The sequence below is a fragment of the Candidatus Nitrospira nitrosa genome (assembly GCF_001458735.1).
GTDB lineage: Bacteria > Nitrospirota > Nitrospiria > Nitrospirales > Nitrospiraceae > Nitrospira_D > Nitrospira_D nitrosa.
On the sequence record NZ_CZQA01000010.1, the window covers coordinates 322526 to 343679 of the forward strand.

Here is a 21154-nt window from a genome sequence, read left to right on the forward strand (position 1 = left end):
CCCACCCGAACATGCTCTCGATTGTGTGGCGCGTGTTTGAGCAGGGAGCTGCAGCTATGCCGTATCGCTCGGCTCACTGTCTACTGTGAGTGTAGCCTCTGCCAGAGGTCGACTTGTCCCGTGGCCCTCAGATCAGTTCCTTTCTATCGCTGAACACGAAGAAACGGGCCAAGTGCCAGCCTCTTGATCGGACCGAGTGCAACCTTATGCGGAAAATGCCCCACGTACCAGAAGACGATGTCTTGTTCCTGAATGCCCTCTTGGTTCTGATCGTAGGCGAACTCCCCTCGGACACCAAAAGACCAGGGTTCGTTTTCCCAACGCTTGTTACGCCGCACCGCAACATCCATGTCTGAAAATGAGTCCCGCGTCAGGGCTTCGTCCGTCAGTGGGCTATAGGCCTGACCCGGCATCACCCACACCCCGTGCCCAGTCGGTGATCTAGGTGGGGTGGACACTGTAATTGTTCAGCCAACTCAGCCAGCGTCATCTCGCCTTTGATAACGGCCAGGGCGACCTATGCTTTGAAGGTTGCTCCGTGATTTCGTCGTGTTCGCTGCATTGCCTCGCGCCTTTGGGTAACCACCCCTCAGTGAGGCAGATGAAGCCAACCTACCACTTAACACACTGGTTGAATTTCCGGAGCCCCCTCTGGTTCCTTTTCCGATTGGTTCCCTATTGGAGCATGATCGTTTTGAATTCCCTCCGGGAGACTTCCTCTCATGCGCATGGCCGTACTCGTCGAAGTCCTCATTCGCAGAGGAGGTAACCGGAAAACATGCCTATGTTAGTGTTTACACTTATATTACGCCACTGTTAGCCGGAGGGACAGCCGGGAGGTACTGACGGCGAACAGAGACAAAAACAGACAGATGACTTAGGACGCCCAATCCTCAATAGAAGCGGGGATTGCCCAAGTCTTCAATGACTTGAGCAACCCCTGATGCCTGTTTTGTAAACCGCAGGTTGGAGGTTCGATTCCTCTCGCCAGCTCCATCCCTCCTACTGCAATTCCTTGAAAGGTAACGTTACCCAAGCCCTTGTATAATTTCTTGATAATAGACGTCCAACATCCCAGCGCGAGCCTGCTCCACGATGACCAACTGGCGCTGATCGAAGGTGTTGGCACAGTACAGATAGTGCACCCCTGAGCCCCTTCCCCACTCGACATGCACCTGTCGACCATCCGACCCCTGACGTGTGGTGTCTGCAAGCACATCACGATCAATGAGTTGTTCCCATGCGGCTTGAGCCGAAGGCCAATGATTTTCGTAGAGGGGATTCTCGGCATCGGGAAAGGTCGCAATTGCTTCAGGAGAAAATGGACGACCATCATCCGGTTCTGGTGATTCATCCCAGTCAACGGTCTGCTGACTCCCCCGCTGCAACACATAGAACGGTCCATCCTCAACCGGTTCTTCGACTGATTGGTATCGGACTAGAATTGGAGGTTCGAGAAGCTGTAATCCTCTCGCCGCCAAGGCTCGCTGAAAGGGAACTCGTCTGGCCAGTTGCCTGGTCTTCTCACACACAATCACACGGCCATTGGAAGACAGAACGTCCAGAAGGTTGTCCAGCCGAGGGCCAAGCCCAATGCGCTGTTCAAATGACCTCTGGAGCGCGAGATCATGCTCGCGTTCAAAGGTTCGCCAACTTCGACTTGGAAGACCGGGATCCTGCTCAGCCTGAACCAGCACATGCGTAGCCACCACGAGGTCGTAACCACCGGAAAGCGGCTGGATGTTTCCATCCATACAGTCGAAGCGAAGATTGTGCAAGCCCAGCCGGTCAGCCTGTTTCTGGGCGACTGCAATAGACGCGGATGACCGGTCGATTCCTAGAAAACTCTTCTCCGGAAATAGGCGTGCACAAAAAGAGGTCAGAATGCCAGGCCCACAACCAAAATCGAGGATACGTTTTGCGTCACTACACTGCACAGCCATCCGTGGAGCAATCGCCTCGTAATAGTCATACCGCTGGCTGTACAGCACCGGAAAAATCTTCGGCTGGGCCGCGAGATCATAGAACGCCGTCTCATCGTGATGATCGCCTTCGCGTTTTCGTTGAGCGCATAACGCCAGCTGTTTGAGATCATCAGGAGAGAATTGTTGCTGTTGCCAGGCAAAGTAGTCCCGGTCGGACGTGAACCGTCGGAGTCCCCACCAGGCCAGATGCTCACGGAGCAATCGTTGCAGTGAATCATTGGCCATTCGTCAGGCGCCTGCTCAAAACGGTTCCCAGCAAGGCCGCAGGGAGCGAGAACCACGAGGCGTACACGGCAGGGGTACGGTGAGTGTGGTTCGAACGACTGAGAACGAAGCTGGGAAGCCTTTTCAGTAGGCGCCTACGGCCGTTTCAACATGATGGCGTCGAAATATGTCTCCGGCACCGGATGGGGTAACCGCAGCTGACCGGATCCGAATGCGACATACTTCTCACACGTCAGCTGCTCCAGACCAATCGGGCCCTTCGCATGCAGCTTCCCAACACTCAACCCCATATCGCGTCCCATCCCAAAAGCCTCCCCGGCATGGAGCCTGGTTGACGCATTCACCAGCACGGCGCCGGCATCGACCTCTCTGGTGAATCGCATCGCCGACTCATAGCGGTTGGTGGCGATCACCGCTGTCAGGCAGGGGCGATGGGCGGCAATGTGAGCCAGGGCCTCGTCCAAACCTTCCACCATCTTAATGGCTAACGTCCGTCCGGCAAACTGGGTGCGCCAATCCGCCTCCGTTGCGGGAACGATCGCCGTATGGCCCGTCATGGCCATCTGCCCCATGAGGGCAACAGTCTTCGGGCAGGCATGCACTTCTACCTTAAATTCATCAAGTAATCGATTAATCACCGGCGGCAGGAACTGTCGTCCAATCACCTGTTGCACCAGCAACGTATCCAGGGAATTGGAGGCTCCCGGCTGTTGGACCTTCGAGTTAATCACGAGGTTTTGCGCCATTGGAATGTCGCTGTCGCCATCGATATACAGGTGCGTCACCCCACCGTCATCGCACAACACCGGCACCTTCGCCTGCTCCGCGACAGCCTTTCGTAACCCGGCGCCGCCTCTCACGATGAGAGCATCCACCGCTTTTGCCGATCGCATCAGCTCAATCGCGACATCCTTGTCCGGCCGATCAATCAGAACCCACGCCCCAGCCGGCACTCCGCTCTTCACGGCCGCCTCACGCAATCCCGCGTCAATCGCCTGGTACGTGTACCGCCATTCTGGAGCCCCACGAAGAATACAGAAGTTCCCAGACTTGAACCCCAGGGCAATCGACTCCATACTGACGAGCGGACTGCGCTCTGAAAGCACGGCAAGCACGCCGATCGGCACCTTAACCCGCGAGACGAGCAAGCCATCCGGACGCTCCTGCCGTGACACCATCAGCCCCACCGGATCCGGCAGCTCGGCAATCTGATGAAGTTGTTCAACCAGCTCGTGGAGCTGCTCAGCCGTCACCCGCACATGGGCCACGGCAGCCTTCATCCGCTCCTTTGCGGTCCCCTCCCCAAAAGACTTTCCCACCGCCTCGACATCCTTCGCATTCGCCGTTAGAATTGTGCCGTGGTCGGAGGCCACGCGCTCAGCCATGGCGTGAAGGGCCCTCGTCTTGACCGAGCCTGGGAGGAGCCCCATGGCGCTTGCGATACTCCGTGAGTCTTTCAGGAGCTTCTCGATGTATAATTTGGCAGGAACGTCAATCGCCATAGGCCTCATGATCCGCAAACAGGTTGAACTGCGTCGTTGCCATCACGATCACCTCGTGAGCACCGACCTGATGATGGAGACGGCGGACTATACCACGCGATTTTTCAATCAGTAAACCATCGTCGAGATCCAAGGCGTACCGAATACGGCACTGATCGAGAAGAATGACGAATAGCAAACCGGCGCGAACACCTCGCGGTGAGCCGGACGAAGGAGGAACAATGCGGTCTGGAGTGCAAATGAACGGACGCGGGTGGTACCTGGCGTTCTGCCTAATCCTCACAGCAACGTTGGGAGCCTGCGCGCAGTTGAAATCCTCACCGACGTTGGCGGCACCGACGCAGGCCACCCCTGAACAAGTCGCCGAACGAGAGCGAGAGAGCCAACCGCCCAAAGCCGTGCAAGCGCGTTCGGCCGAGGGTTCTCGCCAATCGTGCCTGGTCACGTTCGACGACGAAGCTGCACTGGGACAGATCTACGGGCATGCCAGATCGACCTTGGCCCTCAAAAGCAGCCGTGGACCGAATGGGCAGCTGCAAATGTGCGACAGCACCAAGCACACCAACTGCTGGACCTACCGTCAACACTGTTCTCGCAGCGACGTCAACCTTGAGACCATCGGCTCGGCCCATTACCATTTGAGTATGGAGACGGGCATCGAGTGCTACACCCTTCCGGATCCGGGAGACGGCCTGGGACGAGGATTCGGCAGACTCGTGGAATGGAAATGCACCGATGTGGATTGGGTCAGAACCCCGCGCGTCCTGACCTCTCATGACCAAAGCCAATGGGTCAAGATATGGCTCAGCACAACCGACACCCACGCGCCCATGTACTTTGACATGGAATCCATTCAGGTGCTCCCTGATACCTCGATCCAGCTCTGGTTCCGGAAGCGCGACGGCACCTGGTGGTTCTGGCCCGAGCTGCAAGCCAACAACACGTGGACGCTCCGTGAGCATGTACGCGATGTCTCCGAAGTACGAATCCGAGGAGCCAGAGCAGGCCGAACCAGCTCGTACGTCATCGGATCGGTGACGGTCCACGATTAATCGGTAGCCTCTGACGCAGTCTTGGGACAAGCCTCGTTCGTGGTGCGCGAGTCGAACCACGAACGAGCCAACCCAAGACACCCTCCATATTCACAGGGCTGTTCTGATCTCGCCGACAGGCTCCGGCAAATGAGCGGACGCCGCTACACTCGACACGCGCGTGCGAAACTTCTCGAACCGTAACGTCAGCGACAGCAACGTATGACAGGCTTACACGGCCTGCGAGGCTGTCGGGAGCCGTTGTATGCCATCTCTTGATGAGACGACTGCTCAGACGCGCCAAGAGCTGAAGCACCTCATTCGTTTTTCAGAACGAGACAAAACAGCTTCACACAGTCTTCTACGAAGGTGATGACGACCGCTGGCTCTCTTGCCGAGCCAGCACCGTCGCCAACCAAGCCCAGAGGAACATCAACGGCACCATGGCCCATGCGATCTGAGCCGTCGTGGCACCAAGGGCTTTTACACCCGTGACCAGCCATCCGGTTGAGGCATCGCCACCACGCGAGATGGCCGTGTCGATGAAATTCTTGGCCTTATATTTCTCTTCACGACTGACGACAGTAAAGAGCACTTCACGTGCCGGCTTCGAGAGCGCATACTCCCCCACCCGCCGTAACACGGAAAAGACCACGTAGAGTGCAAGAGTCGGCCATAAGGCGATGCCCAAAAATCCCATCACACTGATCACGGGCAAAAACAATAATGGAGCGACCAGACCGAATCGCCGAATGACTCGTTGCGTGAGAAACACCTGGGTCAACCACGTCAACAGACCAGTCGTAAAGTCCAGACTGGAAAAGAGTCGCGTGCGGGCTTCGGGCTGATCGAGATATTCCGATACCAGGCGAGTCTGCTCAAGATAGAGAAATGTGGCGGTCATGGTCAGACAAGCCAGGTATCCGCAGATCTTCATCAAGTAGGGCGAGGAGAGAGTTAGACGAATGCCGGCGAGGAAGCTGCCGTGAAGCGGATCACCTGGTCGTGGCTGGTGATGTTCGGACCGTTCACGTCCCCATCGTTCGAGTCGATAGATACATCCCAGACAGAGGGACAGAAATCCCGCCGAGGCCAGCATGAGCACCGGCACCGGAAAAACAAACGTCAGTCCGGTTGTGATCAACGGGCCGACCAACGCTCCGCTACTCCCCCCTGCCGCAATTACTCCGAACAGTCTTGTCCCCTGCTCGGTTGTGAAGAGATCGGCCATGAAGCTCCAGAACACCGACACGATCAATAGATTGATTACTGAGAGCCACACAAAAAAGCTGCGGGCCACCCACTCGGGATACACATGACTTGTCATCAACAGATAGTAGGCCAGCAGATTCGCAATAATGAACCCGTACACCGTCAGCAACAGTCGATAGCGTGAGCATCGCGCAGAGAGCCACCCGAAGAGCGGCGTAGCCGCGAGCATCGTGAGAAACGTCGCCGTCATCATCCACGGGAGATGCTTGAGTCCCCCTTCGATGGCCATTTCGTCACGTACGGGACGGAGGATGGAATACCCGCACAGGAGGCAGAAGAAATAGGCGAACGCCCAGGCCAAGGGCACCAACTCTTCCTGTTTTGCTCCTAGGAAGTCGGCCCATCGCTGAAGTCGAGCATGACGTGGATCATCCATGGCGCCCGCAGTGTATCAGGTGTATCGTCGCCTGCAAGTAGAAGATCTGTTACAATGCCCTGCCACATGCTAGCCCGCATTATTCATGACAGTTCGTGACGAAACCGACGACACGCCAGACGAGACGGGCACGCGGAGCCCTGAGAAACCAAGGCATACTTAAAACAGTATGTCGAAGTCACGAAGGGCGAGCCTGCTCGCCTGGCCGCTGACAGACCGCGGCCAGGCTTGTCACAGCGGCGTATCGGCGGGTGCAGTAGAAGTGTTCATGAACAATGCAGGCGAGGGAGGCCGTGGGAATGATTGATCTTCGTAGTGATACCGTCACCAAACCGACCGATGAGATGCGCAAGGCGATGGCCCGCGCGGACGTGGGCGATGACGTCTATGGCGAAGACCCGACCGTCAATCGACTGCAAGACATGGCCGGAGCGATGCTGGGCAAGCGGTTCTGTCTCTTCGTTCCTTCCGGCACGATGGCCAATCAACTGGCGATTCGCGTTCAGACCCAACCAGGACAAGAAGTCATCGTCGAAAGCACAAGCCATATCGTCCGATACGAGCAGGGTGCAGCCGGTGCCCTGGCCGGCGTGCAGCTGCACTGGGTGCCGGGAGAACGCGGCATCATCACGGCTGAGCAGGTGGAAGCCGCGATCCGACCGACTGATCCGCACAGCATCACAACCGCGCTGATCTGTCTGGAGAATACACACAATGCCGGCGGCGGCACCATCTACCCCCTTTCAACGATCGAAAAAATTCGCACGATTGCGGTGCGGCACGGCATCCCGATGCACCTGGACGGCGCCAGACTCTTCAATGCCGTGGCCGCCACGACGCTTCCGCCGACCGCGTATGCTCAGCACTTTGAAACCGTCTCGCTCTGCCTCTCGAAGGGACTCGGCGCGCCCGTCGGATCGCTGCTCCTCTCCAACGATCCCAAGCTCATCGAGCGAGCCCGTCGCTTTCGTCGCATGTACGGAGGCGCCATGCGTCAGGCCGGTGTGTTGGCCGCCGCCGGCATCTATGCGTTGGAACGACATGTGGCTCGTCTCAAGACCGACCACGAACATGCGAAAAAGCTGGCCCGCTTGCTTCAACAAATTCCAGCGATCCAGATTGCCCCACAGCATGTGGAAACGAATATCGTGATCTTCGACATCCTCGACGAGGGACGCTCACCGAACGAACTGGTTACCGCACTCAAAGAGCAGGGGGTGCTCATCAACTCGGTCGGCGGCAAGAGCTATCGCGCCGTCACACACCTGGATATTGCAGAGCCTCAGATTGAAGAAGCCGTCGTAGCCTTCACGCGGGTGCTCCCTCGATGAGCATTCGACATTGACAGGCTATCCCTTGATCCATAGAATGCCGAAGTGATGTCGCGGGATGGGGGACCTCGCGTCATAAATGTGCAAGACAGCCATCATCCATAACCACCCGCAACAAGTATAGATGTCTATGGAATCCATCACGGCGTCCACCACTCCTACTCGTGAAGAACTGAATGCCGAGTTGCTCGACGTGCCGGAGCCGCCGGAACAACCGGAGAGTCCTCCGCCTCCAGGATTTGAAGACGGCATTGAAGTAGCCGTCCGGCACGTGAAGGGCCGTAGAGGAGGTGACTTAGTCGGCATCCTCCTGGTCGGATCCGGGGCACGACGTACACTCACCGCCCATAGCGATATCGATCTGCTTGCTCTCGTCAAGGGTGAAGCGGAGGGTCATGAAATTCTCCGAGTCGGCGAGCGACTCGCTGATATCCGCTATCATGGCCACCGCTCGGTTGAAGAAGACCTTGCCTACTCCCTGCGACTCCCTTCCCTCTTGCGAAAAAGTCGGATCCTCTACGATCACGACGGTGTCTGCGCCAAGCTCCTCGACAAAGTCCATCAGCGCTTCCGACAGGGCCCGCCGTCTGCGTCCATCAATGAGCAGATTCGTCTCAAAGCGGAATGCTATCATCTCTTAGGCAAGGCGCAGGACCTCGTAGACAAACCGGGCACCGCCTACTACCTATTGACACTGTTTTACGAAGATTGCATTTCCGCCTTCTTTCGGCTGAGAGGGTTTTGGCTGGTCGCACCGGTGGATGTCCATCGGTTCATGTTTTCCCGCGAGCCCACCCTCGCCGACCTAGCCGGACAGTTCCTGACCTCCGCGACTCTCGCCGACCGGCTCAACTTCGGCCGGCAATTTGCCGATCTCCTCTTTAAGGATGTCCCGAATCCGGCTCGTATCGATTGACCACGGAGGGTACAGGACCAGTACCTCTGCATGACGACATGACTTGCCGGCGATGGAAGTAGCCTGCGCCTCTGGCTATGCCACTCCATCGGCCGGCACAGTTCTTCATCACCGACCTTCATACCAAGGAGCCTTTTTATGGAACTGGGATTTATCGGATTAGGCAAGATGGGCATGAACATGGTCACGCGGCTTCGACGCGACCAACATCGGATAGTAGTTTATGATCGCTCAAACGACCTGATCAAGCAGGCCGAAGGCCTGGGCTGCATCGGATCCTCATCCCTTGCCGATCTCGTCGGTAAGCTGAGCGCGCCCAAAGCCGTCTGGGTTATGGTTCCCTCCGGAGCCCCGACCGAAGAAACCATCAAAGCCGTTGCCGCATTGTTACAGCCTGGCGACACCATCGTGGATGGGGGAAACACGCGATTCCACGACGACGTGCGGCGCGCCGCAGAGCTGAAGACCAAAGGGATTCACTACGTGGACGCTGGAACCAGCGGAGGCATTTGGGGACTTACGGTGGGGTACTGCCTCATGGTGGGCGGCGAAGAAGCCGTTGTCCAACAACTCGCCCCGGTGTTCAAAACCTTGGCCCCTGAGAATGGATGGGCGCATGTCGGCGCAGTCGGCGCCGGACATTACGTGAAGATGGTCCACAATGGGATCGAATACAGCATGATGCAGGGCTATGCCGAAGGATTCGAGTTGATGTCGAAGAGTGAGTACAAGCTGAACCTAGCCCGTATCGCGGATCTGTGGATGCAGGGCAGCGTTGTCCGATCATGGCTCTTGGAGTTGGCAGCCGGCGCGCTCAAACAGGATCCGAAACTAGATCAGCTGAAGGGATACGTCCAGGATTCCGGAGAAGGCCGCTGGATGATCGCCGACGCCATCGAAAAAGACGTTCCGGTCCCTACCCTCACCACAGCGCTTTTCACACGATTTCGATCACGGCAGGAGCAGTCGTTTGCCGAAAAAATGCTGGCGGCCTTGCGCAATGCCTTCGGCGGTCACGCCGTCCGCAAATCATAAGCCGCTTTGTCTGAGGAATCATCCATGACACCCACGAATACGCAACGCATCGATGTCAACCCTGTCCGGGAGCCACTCCCTCCCGTTGAACCCTGCGCACTGGTCATTTTTGGAGGTTCTGGTGATTTGGCCCGCCGTCGCCTGATTCCGGCCGTCTACAATCTCCTTCTTGATACCCTGATGCCGTCGAATTATGTCGTCATCGGTCTTGGGCGCACCCCAATGACCGATGAAGAGTTTCGAGCCACCGTTCGTGAAGGGGTCATCAAACATTCTCGCCAGGAATTACTCGAGGAAAAATGGAAGGCCTTTTCCGAACACCTGTTTTACATGGCGGGAGGGAACGACGACGCGCAGACGTATGCGCAACTCAAGGCTCGCATCGAGGAACTGGAGCAGAAGTTCCAACTACCGGGAAACCGCATTTTCTATCTCAGCATTCCGCCTAGCTCGTTCACCTCCGTCTGCGAAGGCTTGTCGCATGCCGGCCTGTCAGGCTCTCCCGGTGCTCACTCCCCCTATACCCGCATCATCGTCGAAAAACCGGTCGGGCGTGACCTGGCCTCCGCGAAAACCATCAACGAAGTCACCGGCCGGGTCTTTGACGAATCGCAGATTTTCCGGATCGATCATTATCTGGGCAAAGAGACCGTTCAGAATCTCATGGTCGTCCGTTTTGCCAACAGCATCTTTGAGCCGATCTGGAACCACAAGTACGTCGACCACGTCCAGATCACCGTCAGCGAAGCCGAAGGGGTTGGGACGAGAGCCACCTACTACGAAGAGGCGGGCGCACTGCGAGACATGATTCAGAATCATCTCCTCCAGCTTCTGTGCCTGGTAGCGATGGAGCCGCCCTACTCGCTGGACCCGAACGTCGTGCGAAACGCCAAAATGGAAGTTCTCCGCTGCCTGCGACCCATCACGGCCAAAGATGTCGATACGTGTACCGTGCGAGCGCAATACACCGAGGGAAAAGTCCATGGCACACAGGTGCCGGGCTATCGCCGTGAGAAAGGCGTGAAACCAGACTCCACCACCGAAACCTATGTGGCCGTAAAATGTTTCGTCGAGAACTGGCGCTGGTCGGGAGTCCCCTTCTATCTGCGTACGGGGAAAGCGTTACCCTTACGGGCCAGCGAGGTTGCGGTCCAATTCAAAGAGATCCCGCAGATCCTCTTCAATGCCAACCAACAAAACCCTCAAGCCCCAAACGTCCTGGCCTTGAAGATTCAACCGGAGGAAGGCTTGTCGCTTCGTATCGTCTCTCGCGTGCCCGGCACGCGCGCGCAAACCCATCCGGTAGAGATGAACTTTAAGTATGGAGAGGTCTTCGGCCGGCCATCCCCAGAGGCCTACGAACGCCTTCTACTCGACGTGATGGCAGGCGATGCATCCCGCTTCATGCGCCGTGACGCAGTCGAAGCGTCCTGGGCCTGGATCACCCAGATCCTCGAAGCCTGGGAAAAGTCCGGCCAGCGCTGGCTCCCTGAATACCAAGCCGGCAGCTGGGGGCCTGTTGAAGCCGATCGCCTGATCCAAAACGACGGCCGCACCTGGCGGGTGCTGTAAGAAGCCCGATAAACAGCGGAATCAGCCGGACAAAGCGGTTTCAATCTTCGTCCGTATGGCCTCCTTTTTCCCAAGCCCTCCGATGAAGGTCACCAACTCACCGTTCTTGTAGAGCGCCAGCGCTGGGAGCGACGCAATTTCTAACTCGGCGGCAATCTGAAACTGTTCCTCAACGTTCATCGTCAGGATAGCTACCTGCTCCTCCAATTCTTCCTGTAATTGCTCCAATTCTTTCATCAACGCTCGGCAATGACCACACGCAGGTTTCCAGAACTCGACCAGCACCGGTACGGAGCTGGCTTCAACCACTCGGGCAAAGTCTCGATCAGTGACGGCCTGGAGCGTAGATCTCGTCATCGGCGGCCCTGTTCCAAGAGCGGTTGTAAAACCAGGGCGACTCGCTCAGCAAAGAGCCGATAGCCTGCGGTGGTCAGGTGAATGCCGTCGTTTGAATAGTTTACTGCCAGTTGGCCACTCTCTAGCTCAGCCGTCGCAGCGAATAAATCAACGTAGGCAAGTCGTTTCAAATCGGCATACTCCCGGATCAGTCGATTCAACTGGCTTCGACGAGCCAGGTGCTCGGCGACCCACGCCTGTCCTTCCCGGCTCTCCGCCGCACCTTCCACGCGAATGGAGGGAACCGTCACGGGAATCGGCAAGCTCCCCATTCCCAAAACTTGCTCATACATCGTGATGAGATTATGGATGATGTCTTGCGGTGACGCTTGCCAACCGAGATCATTTGTTCCGCCGAGGATAGTCACATACTTCGGCTTGTGATCGAGGACGTCTCGCCCAAATCGGGCAACCATCTCTCCTGTCAGCTCACCACAAACCCCGCTGACGCGAATCTCTACCGCATCATCCAGATACAACTGGAGGAACTGTCCGTACGGAGTCTCTCGTCCGGTCGGATTCTCCCTTGTCGGTGACTGGAATCCCGCCGTTAGACTATCCCCAAAACAGATCATGAGAGGTGATCGGCTCATCGCGTACGTCGATTCTACCGATGCCTCTGATGTCATACAAGCCGCTCATGCTGCAGCCCTTCCGCACCCTCAACAGCGAAGAATGGTGATTTCCTTGACGAATATTGGATCTCTCGGTAGGTCTTACTCTTATGTCCATAAACGTCACGTCGGCGCAGGAGATGCTCGCGGCTGCCGTTGCAGCACGAGGCGCGGAAGATCCGGAGATCGTCTCAATCAAGCGTGTCCTGAAGCTATTGGACAAAACTGCAAAGTCGAATCGAACCTACGGTTCCGCCAACCCAGTCGCTCAGAAGTTCTCGCATCAGCTGTTTGAAGAACTCACTGCGCACCTGTCAACCTACGCAAAGCTGGCCATTTTGGTTCAGCGGTCTGAATTGTCTTGCAAAGACTATGTCGTCTACGAATCGGCATCGGAGGGCGGAGGCGAGAGTCTTGCGTTCAAACTGTATGCCGACGGTATTCGAGAACTGGTCCTCTATCAAGGTCTCACTGAAGAGGACCTCTCCTTTTTCTTATCCGCTCTCTGGAAAGAGATCGAGACGACCGACGAGGACGATGACGACATCGTCACTCGCCTGTGGTCAAAAAATCTGTCAACCATCACCGTCGCAACGGCTGAAGAACTCTCGAAGGCCAATGACGGCTTTTTCCGGCTGGATGGGAAGATCAGCTCCTCGGATACGACACTCCGAGCGTTGTTGGACCAGGAAGTCAACCGCAAAAAGCGAGCGGGAAGCGATGGCACGAGCGGCGGCAATGCTACGAATCGGTTTCAGTCCGGTCTGACCGGCTTTGAGGTTACCGAAGAAGAACTCGCCACTCTGGCAAAAGAAATTGAGAGCGAGCGAAAACAAGATGCGCTCATGTACATTTTGGACATGCTGACGGCCATCCTGGCGTCGGAACAATCCTCGAAGCTATTGACGAAGCTCTTTAGCCTCTGGAGCACTATCGTCGACTCACTGCTACAGGAGGGAAAGTGGACGGTCCTCGAAAGTGTCTTGAGCCTGCTACATGAAACCGACACCGTTCGACCGGATCTCGGTGATGAACACAAACAACAGCTGGCGTCTGTCCTTAGTGGGCTGAGTCGTGCAGAACGGGTCAAGACAATTGAGAATTACCTGAATCGCACTCCCAATGCGAATGTCGAAGGGCTGTCTACGGTTCTGCTGTTGATGACACCAGATGCCGTCCCGGCGCTCTGCTCGATGCTTGGGAAGCTCACGGTGCCGGCTCACCAGGCCATCGTAGCCGATGCCTTAGCGGTGTTGGCCAAGGATCACCCCGACTCCGTGGTCAGGGGCCTCTTCGATCGTCGACCAGCCTATGTCCGCCATCTGCTGGCAATCCTGATCAAATGGAACAACCCCAAATTCATCGAATCGATCGAAAAGGTGATTCGGTACCCCGATGCCCATGTCCGACGGGACGTCATCCGCGCCATCAGCCTGTTCCGTCCAAACGGAAACGGCACCAAACTCGTCTCACTCATGGATGATACGGATGAAAGCGTCCGGTTTGCAGCACTGAAACCATTGATGTCTGGCCAATACACGGTTCCGTTTGCCCTGTGGTCTCCTCTCCTCTCAGAGGATCAGTTCGTGGACCGTCCTCTCAGTGAGCGTCGTGCGGTGTTTCAGGCCATCCGTGCCACTTGCGGGGATGAGGCGATCCCTTATTGGCAAAAACTCATGACCGGATGGGCGTGGAGAAACCGTAAAAAGAAAGAAGAATTGGCGGTCCTGGGTGCTGAAATGCTTGGCAAACTCGCCACTCCCGCGGCAATGGACGCACTGTCCATCGGTGCTCAAAAAGGCTCCACGGTAGTTCGTCAAGCCTGTGCCGCTGCACTGACACAAGCACAACGTCTCCAGCGTGGAGCTCCTTCTACTGACACCTTCTCCCAAGAGGCTCGCCCGTGAACGAACGTCCGTTCAAACTTCTGCAAAAGCCCTCGCGCATAGAAGGCCTTCAGCCGATCCTGACACACGAAACATCGCTTTCACGGAAAATTGGCCACGGGTCGGAGGCCGACGATATTCTCGACCAGCAACTGGTGATGTTGGGATTCCAACTCATCACTCAGCTGAATACCCTGATCAAGACCTCCAAGATCCATGGCCGCGAGAATGCTGCACTCGACAAACCGGTCGAGACCATGTTGACACTCATTCAAACCTTGGCCCACGATCAACCAGTCACTGTGTGGTTGCAAGATGATTTTCTCTTTCTGGGCGAGCACTATCTCAAAGTGACCGCACAGCAGATGCTGGTTGTCTCAAGTATCATCGATGCATGGAAGAAGTGGGGTATCGGAGGGATCACCTTCGAGTCATCAGTCACATCGAAAGAAATTCGAGAGTTCGCCCATCTGTTTGTCACACTCGACCCCGCAACCAAATCAATCGAAGACTTCAGGCAGACGTTGAGCAAACTGGCAGTCACAGCTGTCACCCTCAAAGATCCTCGGTCTCTCACTCTCAGCGAGGATCTCCTCGGAGGCGGAAATGCCAAAGCTCGACATAAGGCCCAATCAAAATCGGCCTATGGGAAAGCCGCTGAAGCCGTCGGAAACCTGACGCAAGCCTCCAGCGACGGTAAGGCCTTGAGTTTTAAACATGCCAAGCGTGCCATTCAAAATATCGTTGATCTCATGATGCAAGACGAGCCGATCTTGCTGGGTCTCACGACCTTGCGTTGCCACGATCAATATACCCATAACCATTCCGTCAACGTCGCGCTCCTCTCCATCGCGCTCGCCAATCGAGCCGGCTACCCAAAGGTCGAGCTAGCCGACCTCGGATTGGCCGCACTCTTCCATGACATGGGCAAGGCCTCCATTCCGCTTGAGGTACTGAATAAGCCTGGAGAGTTTACGGAAGACGACTGGACCATGATGCGAAACCATCCGACGGAGGGAGTCTTGACACTCACACAGTTGCGCGGCATCACCAACCTGCCGGCGCGCATGGTCGCCGCATCGTTTGAACACCATATGAATCTGGACTACTCCGGCTATCCAAAGTTGAAACTACCGTGGAAGCTGTCACTCACCGGCCGCATTCTGACGATCGCGGATTGCTACGATGCCATGACATCGTCTCGTGTCTACCGCCGTGAGCCCATGTCTCCCGCGAAGGTCCTCACCATGATGCTTGCCAAATCCGGCAAGAGCTTCGACTCCAGTCTTCTCAAGCTATTTGTGACCTGCGTGGGCATCATTCCAATCGGCAGCCTGGTCGTCTTGGACTCGGACGAATTCGCCGTCGTGCTCAAGCCAGCCGTCGATAAAACCGAGAGCGAGCGGCCGATTGTCAAAATTATCACTGATGCACAGGGCAATCCCATCGACAACGGCCCCGAGCTGGACCTGACCGAGAAAGACGAGACCGGCAACTACCGATACAGCATTATCCGGTTGGTCGACAACACCGAGCACAAATTCGATACCAGCCGTTATTTTGTCTAACCCGACCGACAGCCTCTATCCTCGCCATTGCCCCTCCCTCTCACTTTCCCTCCCACTGACTTGACAGGTCAAAAGAGGATCTTCGACAATGCCCTCATGACCAACCAGATCTGCATCGAACGATTGGAATTTCGTGGTCGTTGCGGCATGACACCTGAAGAACGCGCGCGCCCGCAAGCCCTCGCCGTCGATCTGGAGTTGGATTGCCGGATGGATCATGCGGGGATTTCTGACGATCTACGCCACACCATCGACTACGCGGCCGTGGTCAGCCGTATCGTCGAAATCGGAACCGGCCGAGAGGCGCAACTTCTAGAGTCATTCGCCGAACAGTTCATGGCTGTTATCTTTGCCGAATTCCCTGTTGATCGGATCAAGCTCTGGTTGCGCAAATTGCATCCGCCACTCGTCCATATCACCTCATCAGTCGGCATTACCATTGAGCGAACCAGGTTTGCCCAACTGTTGCTCCGCGCAGATCCATACCCATCGAGGTTTCTCGTACAGCAGTTGGATCGCCTCCCCAAGGGGTTGGTCCTCGACGTCGCCTCGGGAAGAGGACGACACACGTTGTTTCTCTCATCTCTCGGGTACCAGGTCGAGGCCATCGACCGAGATGAGCAAGCGCTCGCACAACTGTTGACCGACGCGCGATCGAGACAGCTCGCCGGCGTCACGACGCAAGCACTGGACTTGGAATCCCCGCATCCGCCGGATCTTGGGGAGGAACGACATGACGCTATCCTCGTCTTCTTGTATCTGCATCGACCGCTCTTTCCACATCTCATTCGCGCACTGAAACCTGGTGGACTGTTGGTCTATGAGACCTTTCTCATCGATCAGCACCTCCATTACCAGCATCCACGGCGTCGGGAGTTCTGCCTGAGCCATGGGGAGCTATTGGGCCTTACCGCCGGACTTCGTGTCCTTCACTATGATGAAGGATTACATGAAGGGGCTCGAGACGGAGATTTGGCCTACACGGCGCAACTCGTGGCACAAAAACCTTTCACCCCTGGAACTTTAGTATGAGCCGCTTGGACCTTCATCTTCATACAACCCACTCTGACGGAAGCTGTACGCCCGCAGAGGTCGTCCGCCTCGCGCATCAAGCCGGTGTGACGGCCCTCGCTATCACAGATCACGACATCATGACCGGTGTGGCCGAGGCAGTCACGGCGGGGGAACACTGTGGAATTGAAGTCATCCCAGGTGTCGAAGTGAGCTCCATCAGTGACCGATCAGAGTTGCATATTCTTGGCTACTTTCTTGACTGGCAAGATACTGCCCTCAATGAACGATTCAAAACCTTGCGTGACAGTCGACACCGGCGCAATCCACAAATCGTTGAACGGCTCCAAGCACTCGGGATTGACATCACCTACGACGAAGTTCGAGCTCTTGCGGGTAGTGACTCAGTGGGTAGACCACACATCGCTCGTGCCTTGATGGACAAACAGGTGGTCTCGTCGGCCAAGGAGGCCTTTGATCGTTTTCTTGCCGATGGAAAACCCGCCTACGTGCCTCGCGATCTCCCAAGTCCCGCTGAAGCCATTCAATGGATTAAAGCAGCTGGAGGATTGGCCGTCTTGGCCCATCCGACCTGGGTCAAACTCGCTGATCGCTCGTTAATCGAACTGGTTCGAGATCTCAAATCTGCTGGACTCGATGGTGTGGAGGTCTACTACAGCACCCATGCAACCCGTCAAACGCGCGAGTATCTGAGCCTTGCCCAGCAGCTCGGCCTGTTGGTCACCGGAGGAAGCGACTTCCATGGTCTCACGAAACCCGACATTGACGTTGGAATCGGCAAGGGCACTTTGCATGTCCCCACCTCTCTGCTCACGAAAATGAAGGCCGCTGTCGGACGGGTCTAGCAGGTTGCGGGCAAACTCATCTTGACCTCTGTAGCCGTCACAGATATCGAGACGTGAGACGACGCTGAACAGCCTGGCAGGATGCGCAAAAAGTCCGTCCAGCAAGGCCGCAGCGAGCGGAGAAGCGAATCGTACTCTGTGCCGTACGGTGAGCCTCTGCGCGAAGCGAGAACGCCGCTGGCGGGGTTTTTCCACATCCTGCCAGATGGGCTTCGATCGGTTCGTGTCCATCGCATGATTTCTTCAATCCGTTGACTCCCTTCTCAGATCGGCTAGACTCTGCCTGTCCTCTCAACACGTCGGTTATGATCACTACGTCACGCTGGGCTCTACCGTATTTTCTGATGACCTGCGCGGCTCTCTTCGCTGGTCCCATATTGAGCAAACTATCTGCGGCTCAATCGTTTCCACTCACCCTCTTCGGTCTGAACGGCGCCCAAACTGTTCACCTGATCATCGAAGCGATCGGAGTTGTGACCCTCTTCCTGATATCAGCCCGCCTGGTTCACACGATGCCGGATGACGGACAAGGCCAGTCGTTCCTTAAACGGATGACCCTTCCCGTCACGACCCTCTTCATCGTCATGGCAGTGGACAAAACCCTTCGAGTTCTGGGCCCCTCGCTCATCGACAGCCTTGGGATAGCACGCTATGCCATCGCTCAAACGGCAATCCTCACTCTCACCGGTCTCTGGATTACCACGACCTGGTTGCTCAATGTTGATGCGCTCCACCGATTCTTTGCAACACCATCGAAGACAACTCACCATACAGCCTCCCTCACAACACCCGATGCGCTCGGACAGGAAGAGGATGACGCCTGCGAAGTGGGCACCGCACCTCGTCACCCCACCACACAGGGCGGCTCACCTTCGACACTTGGTCGCTATAAAGTTTTAAAGGAGTTGGGACGTGGAGCAATGGGCGTGGTGTACCTCGGAAAGGATCCGACTATTCAGCGATTCGTGGCGATCAAAACCATGCGGCTCGACGAGACCGACGATCCCGATAAACTCCAGGAACTAAAGGCACGATTCTTTCGGGAGGCGGAATCCACAGGTCGGTTGTCACACCCAAACATCGTCACGATTTTCGATGCAGGGGAAGAGGGGGCTCTTGGATACATCGCCATGGAACTGCTCGAAGGGACGACGCTCAAGGAGTGGTCACGGAAACCAAAGTTGCTGCCGTTCGATCATGTGACTTCGATCGTGGCCACCGTCGCCGAGGCAATGGACTATGCTCACCAACAAGGCGTGGTCCATCGTGATATCAAACCGGCCAATATCATGCTGACCAAGGAACAAGTCGTGAAGATCATGGATTTCGGTATCGCCAAGATGGCGATGTCCGCCAAGACTCAGACGAATATCGTGATGGGTACGCCCACCTACATGTCTCCGGAACAGATCGCAGGGAAAAAGGTAGACGGACGTTCTGATATCTTCTCGCTTGGCGTCGTCATGTTCGAACTGCTGACCGGTCGGCCTCCGTTCCTGGCCGACAACGTATCCGCGCTCTTATTCGCCATCGCCCAGACACCCCATCCGAGTCTGAAGGCGCTCAGACCTGATCTACCTCCCACCGTCAAGGACGTCATGGATCGCGCGTTGCAGAAAGACCCGGCCCAACGCTACCGCAGCGCCGGCGAGTTTGCCACAGCGCTTCGCTCTTGCACCCAAGGGTTGGCGGCATAAAGATGAAAGCCGTGAACCCTCGGCATCGTATACGCCAGGGCTCACATCAGAATACCACGCAGGGTGGAGTGTTCAGTTTGTGAAATGAGGTCGACCCTTCAGCAGGCTTTGGTAGCAGGCTTCCGAGAGATCCTGTTCGTGTTCTTGTAAGCACGCGAGAATGCGGCCCTCCCCCGACTCTACGGTCTGGCACATGCGCTTGACATCTGCCGCACAAGCCAACCGATATCCATCGGCAGCTTTCCACCGCATCATGCGCTGTCGGACGATTTGCTGACAGGACTGATCGAACTGTCGCATGCGCTGCGTCACACAACGTCGTCTCTCGTCCCCGGTGAGTGAGTCGGGGCAAAATTCCTGCACGTGTGCATCGCACCGTACCTCCGCAATTTGTCTCGCACGACTGTCCTGCAGAGCAACGTTCCCACTACCTGCTGTGCCACGTGATGACTCTTCAGTTCCTGTCGAGCCCTGCAGAGACCGGCGTGGTACGCCGGGGATTGTCAGGTCGAGCTCAACTTGGCGTGGCCGGTCTGCGGATACTGTTGTTGATTGAGCGGACAAGAGCTCGTCCTTCGACGGGAAATTCGTCCAGATGATCGCCCAGACGAGGATCAACCCACCTCCCGTGACGAGACTCGCTGTGGCCTTTGCAGATTGGTTCGTCTGTTTTGGTTGCACCATCGAGGTGAGAATAAAATAAAGCCGCTCGAAAATCACCGAAACAGGCGTTTTGCGCAGACCCATTACATGGAGTGATGTTACACACACTGAAGAAATCTCGAGAAGTTAAACCGGAAGGGGACAGCTAGTTCTCTGGAGCTTCTACGATATGATTTTCAAACCTGGTACAGCCCTCGGCTAAAAGACGGTTGGTCAGCATTTCTCCCGGCCATTCGATCGGAAGATCCGCCGTGAACACCCAGACATCCGGCGAGGTCCAGACCGGACCATGCTCTTCTGGAAGTTCCGGATCGAACAAGTCGGTCCACACCGGCATGTAGACCCCATTCCCACATTGCGTGTGAAGGTGCACGATGGTGCGAGACCTGACGAGCGGGTCCAACTCCCGCCACACCGCAGCAGTCTCATCCGCCAGATGGTGAAGCCGTACGGCATTTTGGGCATCAAACATCGCATAGGCGGCATACACCGGTGCTTCGATCATGTCTGGTGCGCAGGCGAGCTCCGGACATTGCTTGACGAGTCCCTCAAGAATCTCACGGCGTTGGTGATCTTCCCATGAGTCCGGCAACCCCGGATCCGGGGCCCCCATCATCTCAAACAAGAGAAAGGCGGTGTTCTCAACCGGTGGAAGCAACCGAGCGACGATGGACTGGACTCGTCGTGAATCAGCGACCGTCACCAGATGATCATGGAACAATTGGAGATTCAACATCTCCAGCGTGGCATCGGTCAGCAGCCGCGATTCAACTCGAACGACCGTGCCTGGAGGAAGCTGCAGATGTTTGTGCAGCAAATCAGCGGTTGCGATCGGATCGATCTTCAGCTTAAGCGGCGAGGTCAAATTTGCCTGGAGCGGAAGCGCCAGTGCGGCCATCGTGGCATAGGTCGGCTTTTCATCATGCGGCCCGTCCAAGAGCAACGTACAACTCGCCTCGGCAACCAGATCGAACAGCCACTCGGCCATTTCTTCATCGAGCGCGGCCAGAACGGTCAGCAGATCATGCTCACGCCCCTGCTCCAGAAATGCCTGCAGGGTATCGATGGCATCATCGGCATCCCCGTGCTCATGACGGCGGGCGTTGATGAGATGGATGAGATCACGTGTGAGTGGGTCCGGACGAGACCAGGCTAGCATTGTTGTTCCTTACGACACGAGCCACGACCGATGGCCCTATAACTCAGAC

Annotated in this window: 19 protein-coding genes; 10 read left to right on the plus strand and 9 right to left on the minus strand. The window is 56.4% G+C overall.

The genetic code is table 11. The features are described 5' to 3' along the window. Positions 1–143: 143 nt before the first annotated feature. The 4 genes from COMA1_RS15935 to COMA1_RS15950 all read right to left on the minus strand — a co-directional run bounded on the left by COMA1_RS15935 (position 144) and on the right by COMA1_RS15950 (position 3890). A complete protein-coding gene (locus COMA1_RS15935; protein WP_090750339.1) occupies positions 144–413 on the minus strand; it encodes a hypothetical protein in 270 nt (89 codons plus the stop codon). A gap of 615 nt (positions 414–1028) precedes the next feature. Beyond that, complete coding sequence (locus COMA1_RS15940) at positions 1029–2210, minus strand: class I SAM-dependent methyltransferase (RefSeq protein ID WP_090750341.1); 1182 nt, start codon at positions 2208–2210, stop codon at positions 1029–1031. Between the two features lie 134 nt (positions 2211–2344). Next, positions 2345–3712, minus strand: a complete 1368-nt coding sequence (locus tag COMA1_RS15945; RefSeq protein WP_090750343.1) for a glutamate-5-semialdehyde dehydrogenase — start codon at positions 3710–3712, stop codon at positions 2345–2347. After that, positions 3702–3890, minus strand: a complete 189-nt coding sequence (locus tag COMA1_RS15950) for a hypothetical protein (RefSeq protein ID WP_090750345.1) — start codon at positions 3888–3890, stop codon at positions 3702–3704. Before COMA1_RS15950 ends, COMA1_RS15945 begins: the two co-directional genes overlap by 11 nt. A gap of 43 nt (positions 3891–3933) precedes the next feature. Here COMA1_RS15950 and COMA1_RS15955 point away from each other — a divergent pair, with 43 nt between their 5' ends. Beyond that, positions 3934–4764 (plus strand): hypothetical protein, encoded by an 831-nt coding sequence (locus tag COMA1_RS15955; RefSeq protein ID WP_090750347.1) that lies wholly within the window; start codon positions 3934–3936, stop codon positions 4762–4764. Positions 4765–5104: 340 nt separating this feature from the next. On the opposite strand, the gene COMA1_RS15960 is transcribed toward COMA1_RS15955, so the two are convergent. Further along, positions 5105–6391 (minus strand): NTP/NDP exchange transporter, encoded by a 1287-nt coding sequence (locus COMA1_RS15960; protein ID WP_090750350.1) that lies wholly within the window; start codon positions 6389–6391, stop codon positions 5105–5107. Between the two features lie 299 nt (positions 6392–6690). Here COMA1_RS15960 and COMA1_RS15965 point away from each other — a divergent pair, with 299 nt between their 5' ends. From COMA1_RS15965 to zwf, 4 genes are all read left to right on the plus strand, one after another. After that, the gene (locus COMA1_RS15965) at positions 6691–7722 is read left to right on the plus strand and encodes a threonine aldolase family protein (RefSeq protein WP_090750352.1); all 1032 of its coding nucleotides are present in this window, start codon (positions 6691–6693) and stop codon (positions 7720–7722) included. 130 nt (positions 7723–7852) lie between these two features. Further along, entirely contained in the window at positions 7853–8638 is a 786-nt protein-coding gene (locus tag COMA1_RS15970; RefSeq protein WP_090750354.1) for a nucleotidyltransferase domain-containing protein, read from the plus strand. A gap of 138 nt (positions 8639–8776) precedes the next feature. Further along, a complete protein-coding gene (gnd, locus tag COMA1_RS15975) occupies positions 8777–9673 on the plus strand; it encodes a phosphogluconate dehydrogenase (NAD(+)-dependent, decarboxylating) (RefSeq protein ID WP_090750357.1) in 897 nt (298 codons plus the stop codon). 24 nt (positions 9674–9697) lie between these two features. After that, positions 9698–11245 (plus strand): glucose-6-phosphate dehydrogenase, encoded by a 1548-nt coding sequence (gene zwf / locus COMA1_RS15980; protein ID WP_176698115.1) that lies wholly within the window; start codon positions 9698–9700, stop codon positions 11243–11245. Between the two features lie 21 nt (positions 11246–11266). Here the strand turns inward: zwf and COMA1_RS15985 are convergent, their stop codons facing one another. Both COMA1_RS15985 and COMA1_RS15990 read right to left on the minus strand, forming a co-directional pair. Further along, positions 11267–11602 (minus strand): thioredoxin family protein, encoded by a 336-nt coding sequence (locus COMA1_RS15985; protein ID WP_090750359.1) that lies wholly within the window; start codon positions 11600–11602, stop codon positions 11267–11269. Then, on the minus strand, positions 11599–12234 hold the full coding sequence (locus COMA1_RS15990; protein WP_176698116.1) for an SGNH/GDSL hydrolase family protein: 636 nt from the start codon (positions 12232–12234) through the stop codon (positions 11599–11601). Before COMA1_RS15990 ends, COMA1_RS15985 begins: the two co-directional genes overlap by 4 nt. A gap of 131 nt (positions 12235–12365) precedes the next feature. Here COMA1_RS15990 and COMA1_RS15995 point away from each other — a divergent pair, with 131 nt between their 5' ends. From COMA1_RS15995 to COMA1_RS16015, 5 genes are all read left to right on the plus strand, one after another. Next, on the plus strand, positions 12366–14162 hold the full coding sequence (locus COMA1_RS15995; protein ID WP_141654373.1) for a HEAT repeat domain-containing protein: 1797 nt from the start codon (positions 12366–12368) through the stop codon (positions 14160–14162). Beyond that, positions 14159–15709: an HD-GYP domain-containing protein gene (locus COMA1_RS16000; RefSeq protein ID WP_090750365.1), complete on the plus strand. Its 1551-nt coding sequence runs from the start codon at positions 14159–14161 to the stop codon at positions 15707–15709. Before COMA1_RS15995 ends, COMA1_RS16000 begins: the two co-directional genes overlap by 4 nt. Positions 15710–15805: 96 nt before the next feature. Continuing rightward, positions 15806–16741, plus strand: a complete 936-nt coding sequence (gene folB, locus COMA1_RS16005; protein ID WP_090750368.1) for a dihydroneopterin aldolase — start codon at positions 15806–15808, stop codon at positions 16739–16741. After that, positions 16738–17586, plus strand: coding sequence for a PHP domain-containing protein (locus COMA1_RS16010; RefSeq protein ID WP_090750371.1), 849 nt, complete (start codon positions 16738–16740; stop codon positions 17584–17586). Before folB ends, COMA1_RS16010 begins: the two co-directional genes overlap by 4 nt. Positions 17587–17891: 305 nt before the next feature. Continuing rightward, complete coding sequence (locus COMA1_RS16015) at positions 17892–19283, plus strand: serine/threonine-protein kinase (protein WP_090750374.1); 1392 nt, start codon at positions 17892–17894, stop codon at positions 19281–19283. 72 nt (positions 19284–19355) lie between these two features. On the opposite strand, the gene COMA1_RS16020 is transcribed toward COMA1_RS16015, so the two are convergent. Both COMA1_RS16020 and COMA1_RS16025 read right to left on the minus strand, forming a co-directional pair. Continuing rightward, on the minus strand, positions 19356–20030 hold the full coding sequence (locus COMA1_RS16020; protein ID WP_090750377.1) for a cysteine rich repeat-containing protein: 675 nt from the start codon (positions 20028–20030) through the stop codon (positions 19356–19358). A 61-nt stretch (positions 20031–20091) separates the two neighbouring features. Further along, on the minus strand, positions 20092–21105 hold the full coding sequence (locus COMA1_RS16025) for a hypothetical protein (protein WP_090750379.1): 1014 nt from the start codon (positions 21103–21105) through the stop codon (positions 20092–20094). Between the last annotated feature and the right edge of the window lie 49 nt (positions 21106–21154).

What these genes read in the sequence shown, in the direction of transcription:
- COMA1_RS16025 (WP_090750379.1), bottom strand. Translation starts at nt 21,105, where the DNA reads ATGCTAGCCTGGTCTCGTCCGGACCCACTCACACGTGATCTCATCCAT.
- COMA1_RS16010 (WP_090750371.1), top strand. Translation starts at nt 16,738, where the DNA reads ATGAGCCGCTTGGACCTTCATCTTCATACAACCCACTCTGACGGAAGC.
- COMA1_RS15990 (WP_176698116.1), bottom strand. Translation starts at nt 12,234, where the DNA reads ATGAGCCGATCACCTCTCATGATCTGTTTTGGGGATAGTCTAACGGCG.
- gnd (WP_090750357.1), top strand. Translation starts at nt 8,777, where the DNA reads ATGGAACTGGGATTTATCGGATTAGGCAAGATGGGCATGAACATGGTC.
- COMA1_RS15985 (WP_090750359.1), bottom strand. Translation starts at nt 11,602, where the DNA reads ATGACGAGATCTACGCTCCAGGCCGTCACTGATCGAGACTTTGCCCGA.
- COMA1_RS15935 (WP_090750339.1), bottom strand. Translation starts at nt 413, where the DNA reads ATGCCGGGTCAGGCCTATAGCCCACTGACGGACGAAGCCCTGACGCGG.
- zwf (WP_176698115.1), top strand. Translation starts at nt 9,698, where the DNA reads ATGACACCCACGAATACGCAACGCATCGATGTCAACCCTGTCCGGGAG.
- COMA1_RS15945 (WP_090750343.1), bottom strand. Translation starts at nt 3,712, where the DNA reads ATGGCGATTGACGTTCCTGCCAAATTATACATCGAGAAGCTCCTGAAA.
- COMA1_RS16015 (WP_090750374.1), top strand. Translation starts at nt 17,892, where the DNA reads ATGATCACTACGTCACGCTGGGCTCTACCGTATTTTCTGATGACCTGC.
- folB (WP_090750368.1), top strand. Translation starts at nt 15,806, where the DNA reads ATGACCAACCAGATCTGCATCGAACGATTGGAATTTCGTGGTCGTTGC.
- COMA1_RS15940 (WP_090750341.1), bottom strand. Translation starts at nt 2,210, where the DNA reads ATGGCCAATGATTCACTGCAACGATTGCTCCGTGAGCATCTGGCCTGG.
- COMA1_RS15955 (WP_090750347.1), top strand. Translation starts at nt 3,934, where the DNA reads ATGCGGTCTGGAGTGCAAATGAACGGACGCGGGTGGTACCTGGCGTTC.
- COMA1_RS15960 (WP_090750350.1), bottom strand. Translation starts at nt 6,391, where the DNA reads ATGGATGATCCACGTCATGCTCGACTTCAGCGATGGGCCGACTTCCTA.
- COMA1_RS15970 (WP_090750354.1), top strand. Translation starts at nt 7,853, where the DNA reads ATGGAATCCATCACGGCGTCCACCACTCCTACTCGTGAAGAACTGAAT.
- COMA1_RS16020 (WP_090750377.1), bottom strand. Translation starts at nt 20,030, where the DNA reads ATGGGTCTGCGCAAAACGCCTGTTTCGGTGATTTTCGAGCGGCTTTAT.
- COMA1_RS15965 (WP_090750352.1), top strand. Translation starts at nt 6,691, where the DNA reads ATGATTGATCTTCGTAGTGATACCGTCACCAAACCGACCGATGAGATG.
- COMA1_RS15995 (WP_141654373.1), top strand. Translation starts at nt 12,366, where the DNA reads ATGTCCATAAACGTCACGTCGGCGCAGGAGATGCTCGCGGCTGCCGTT.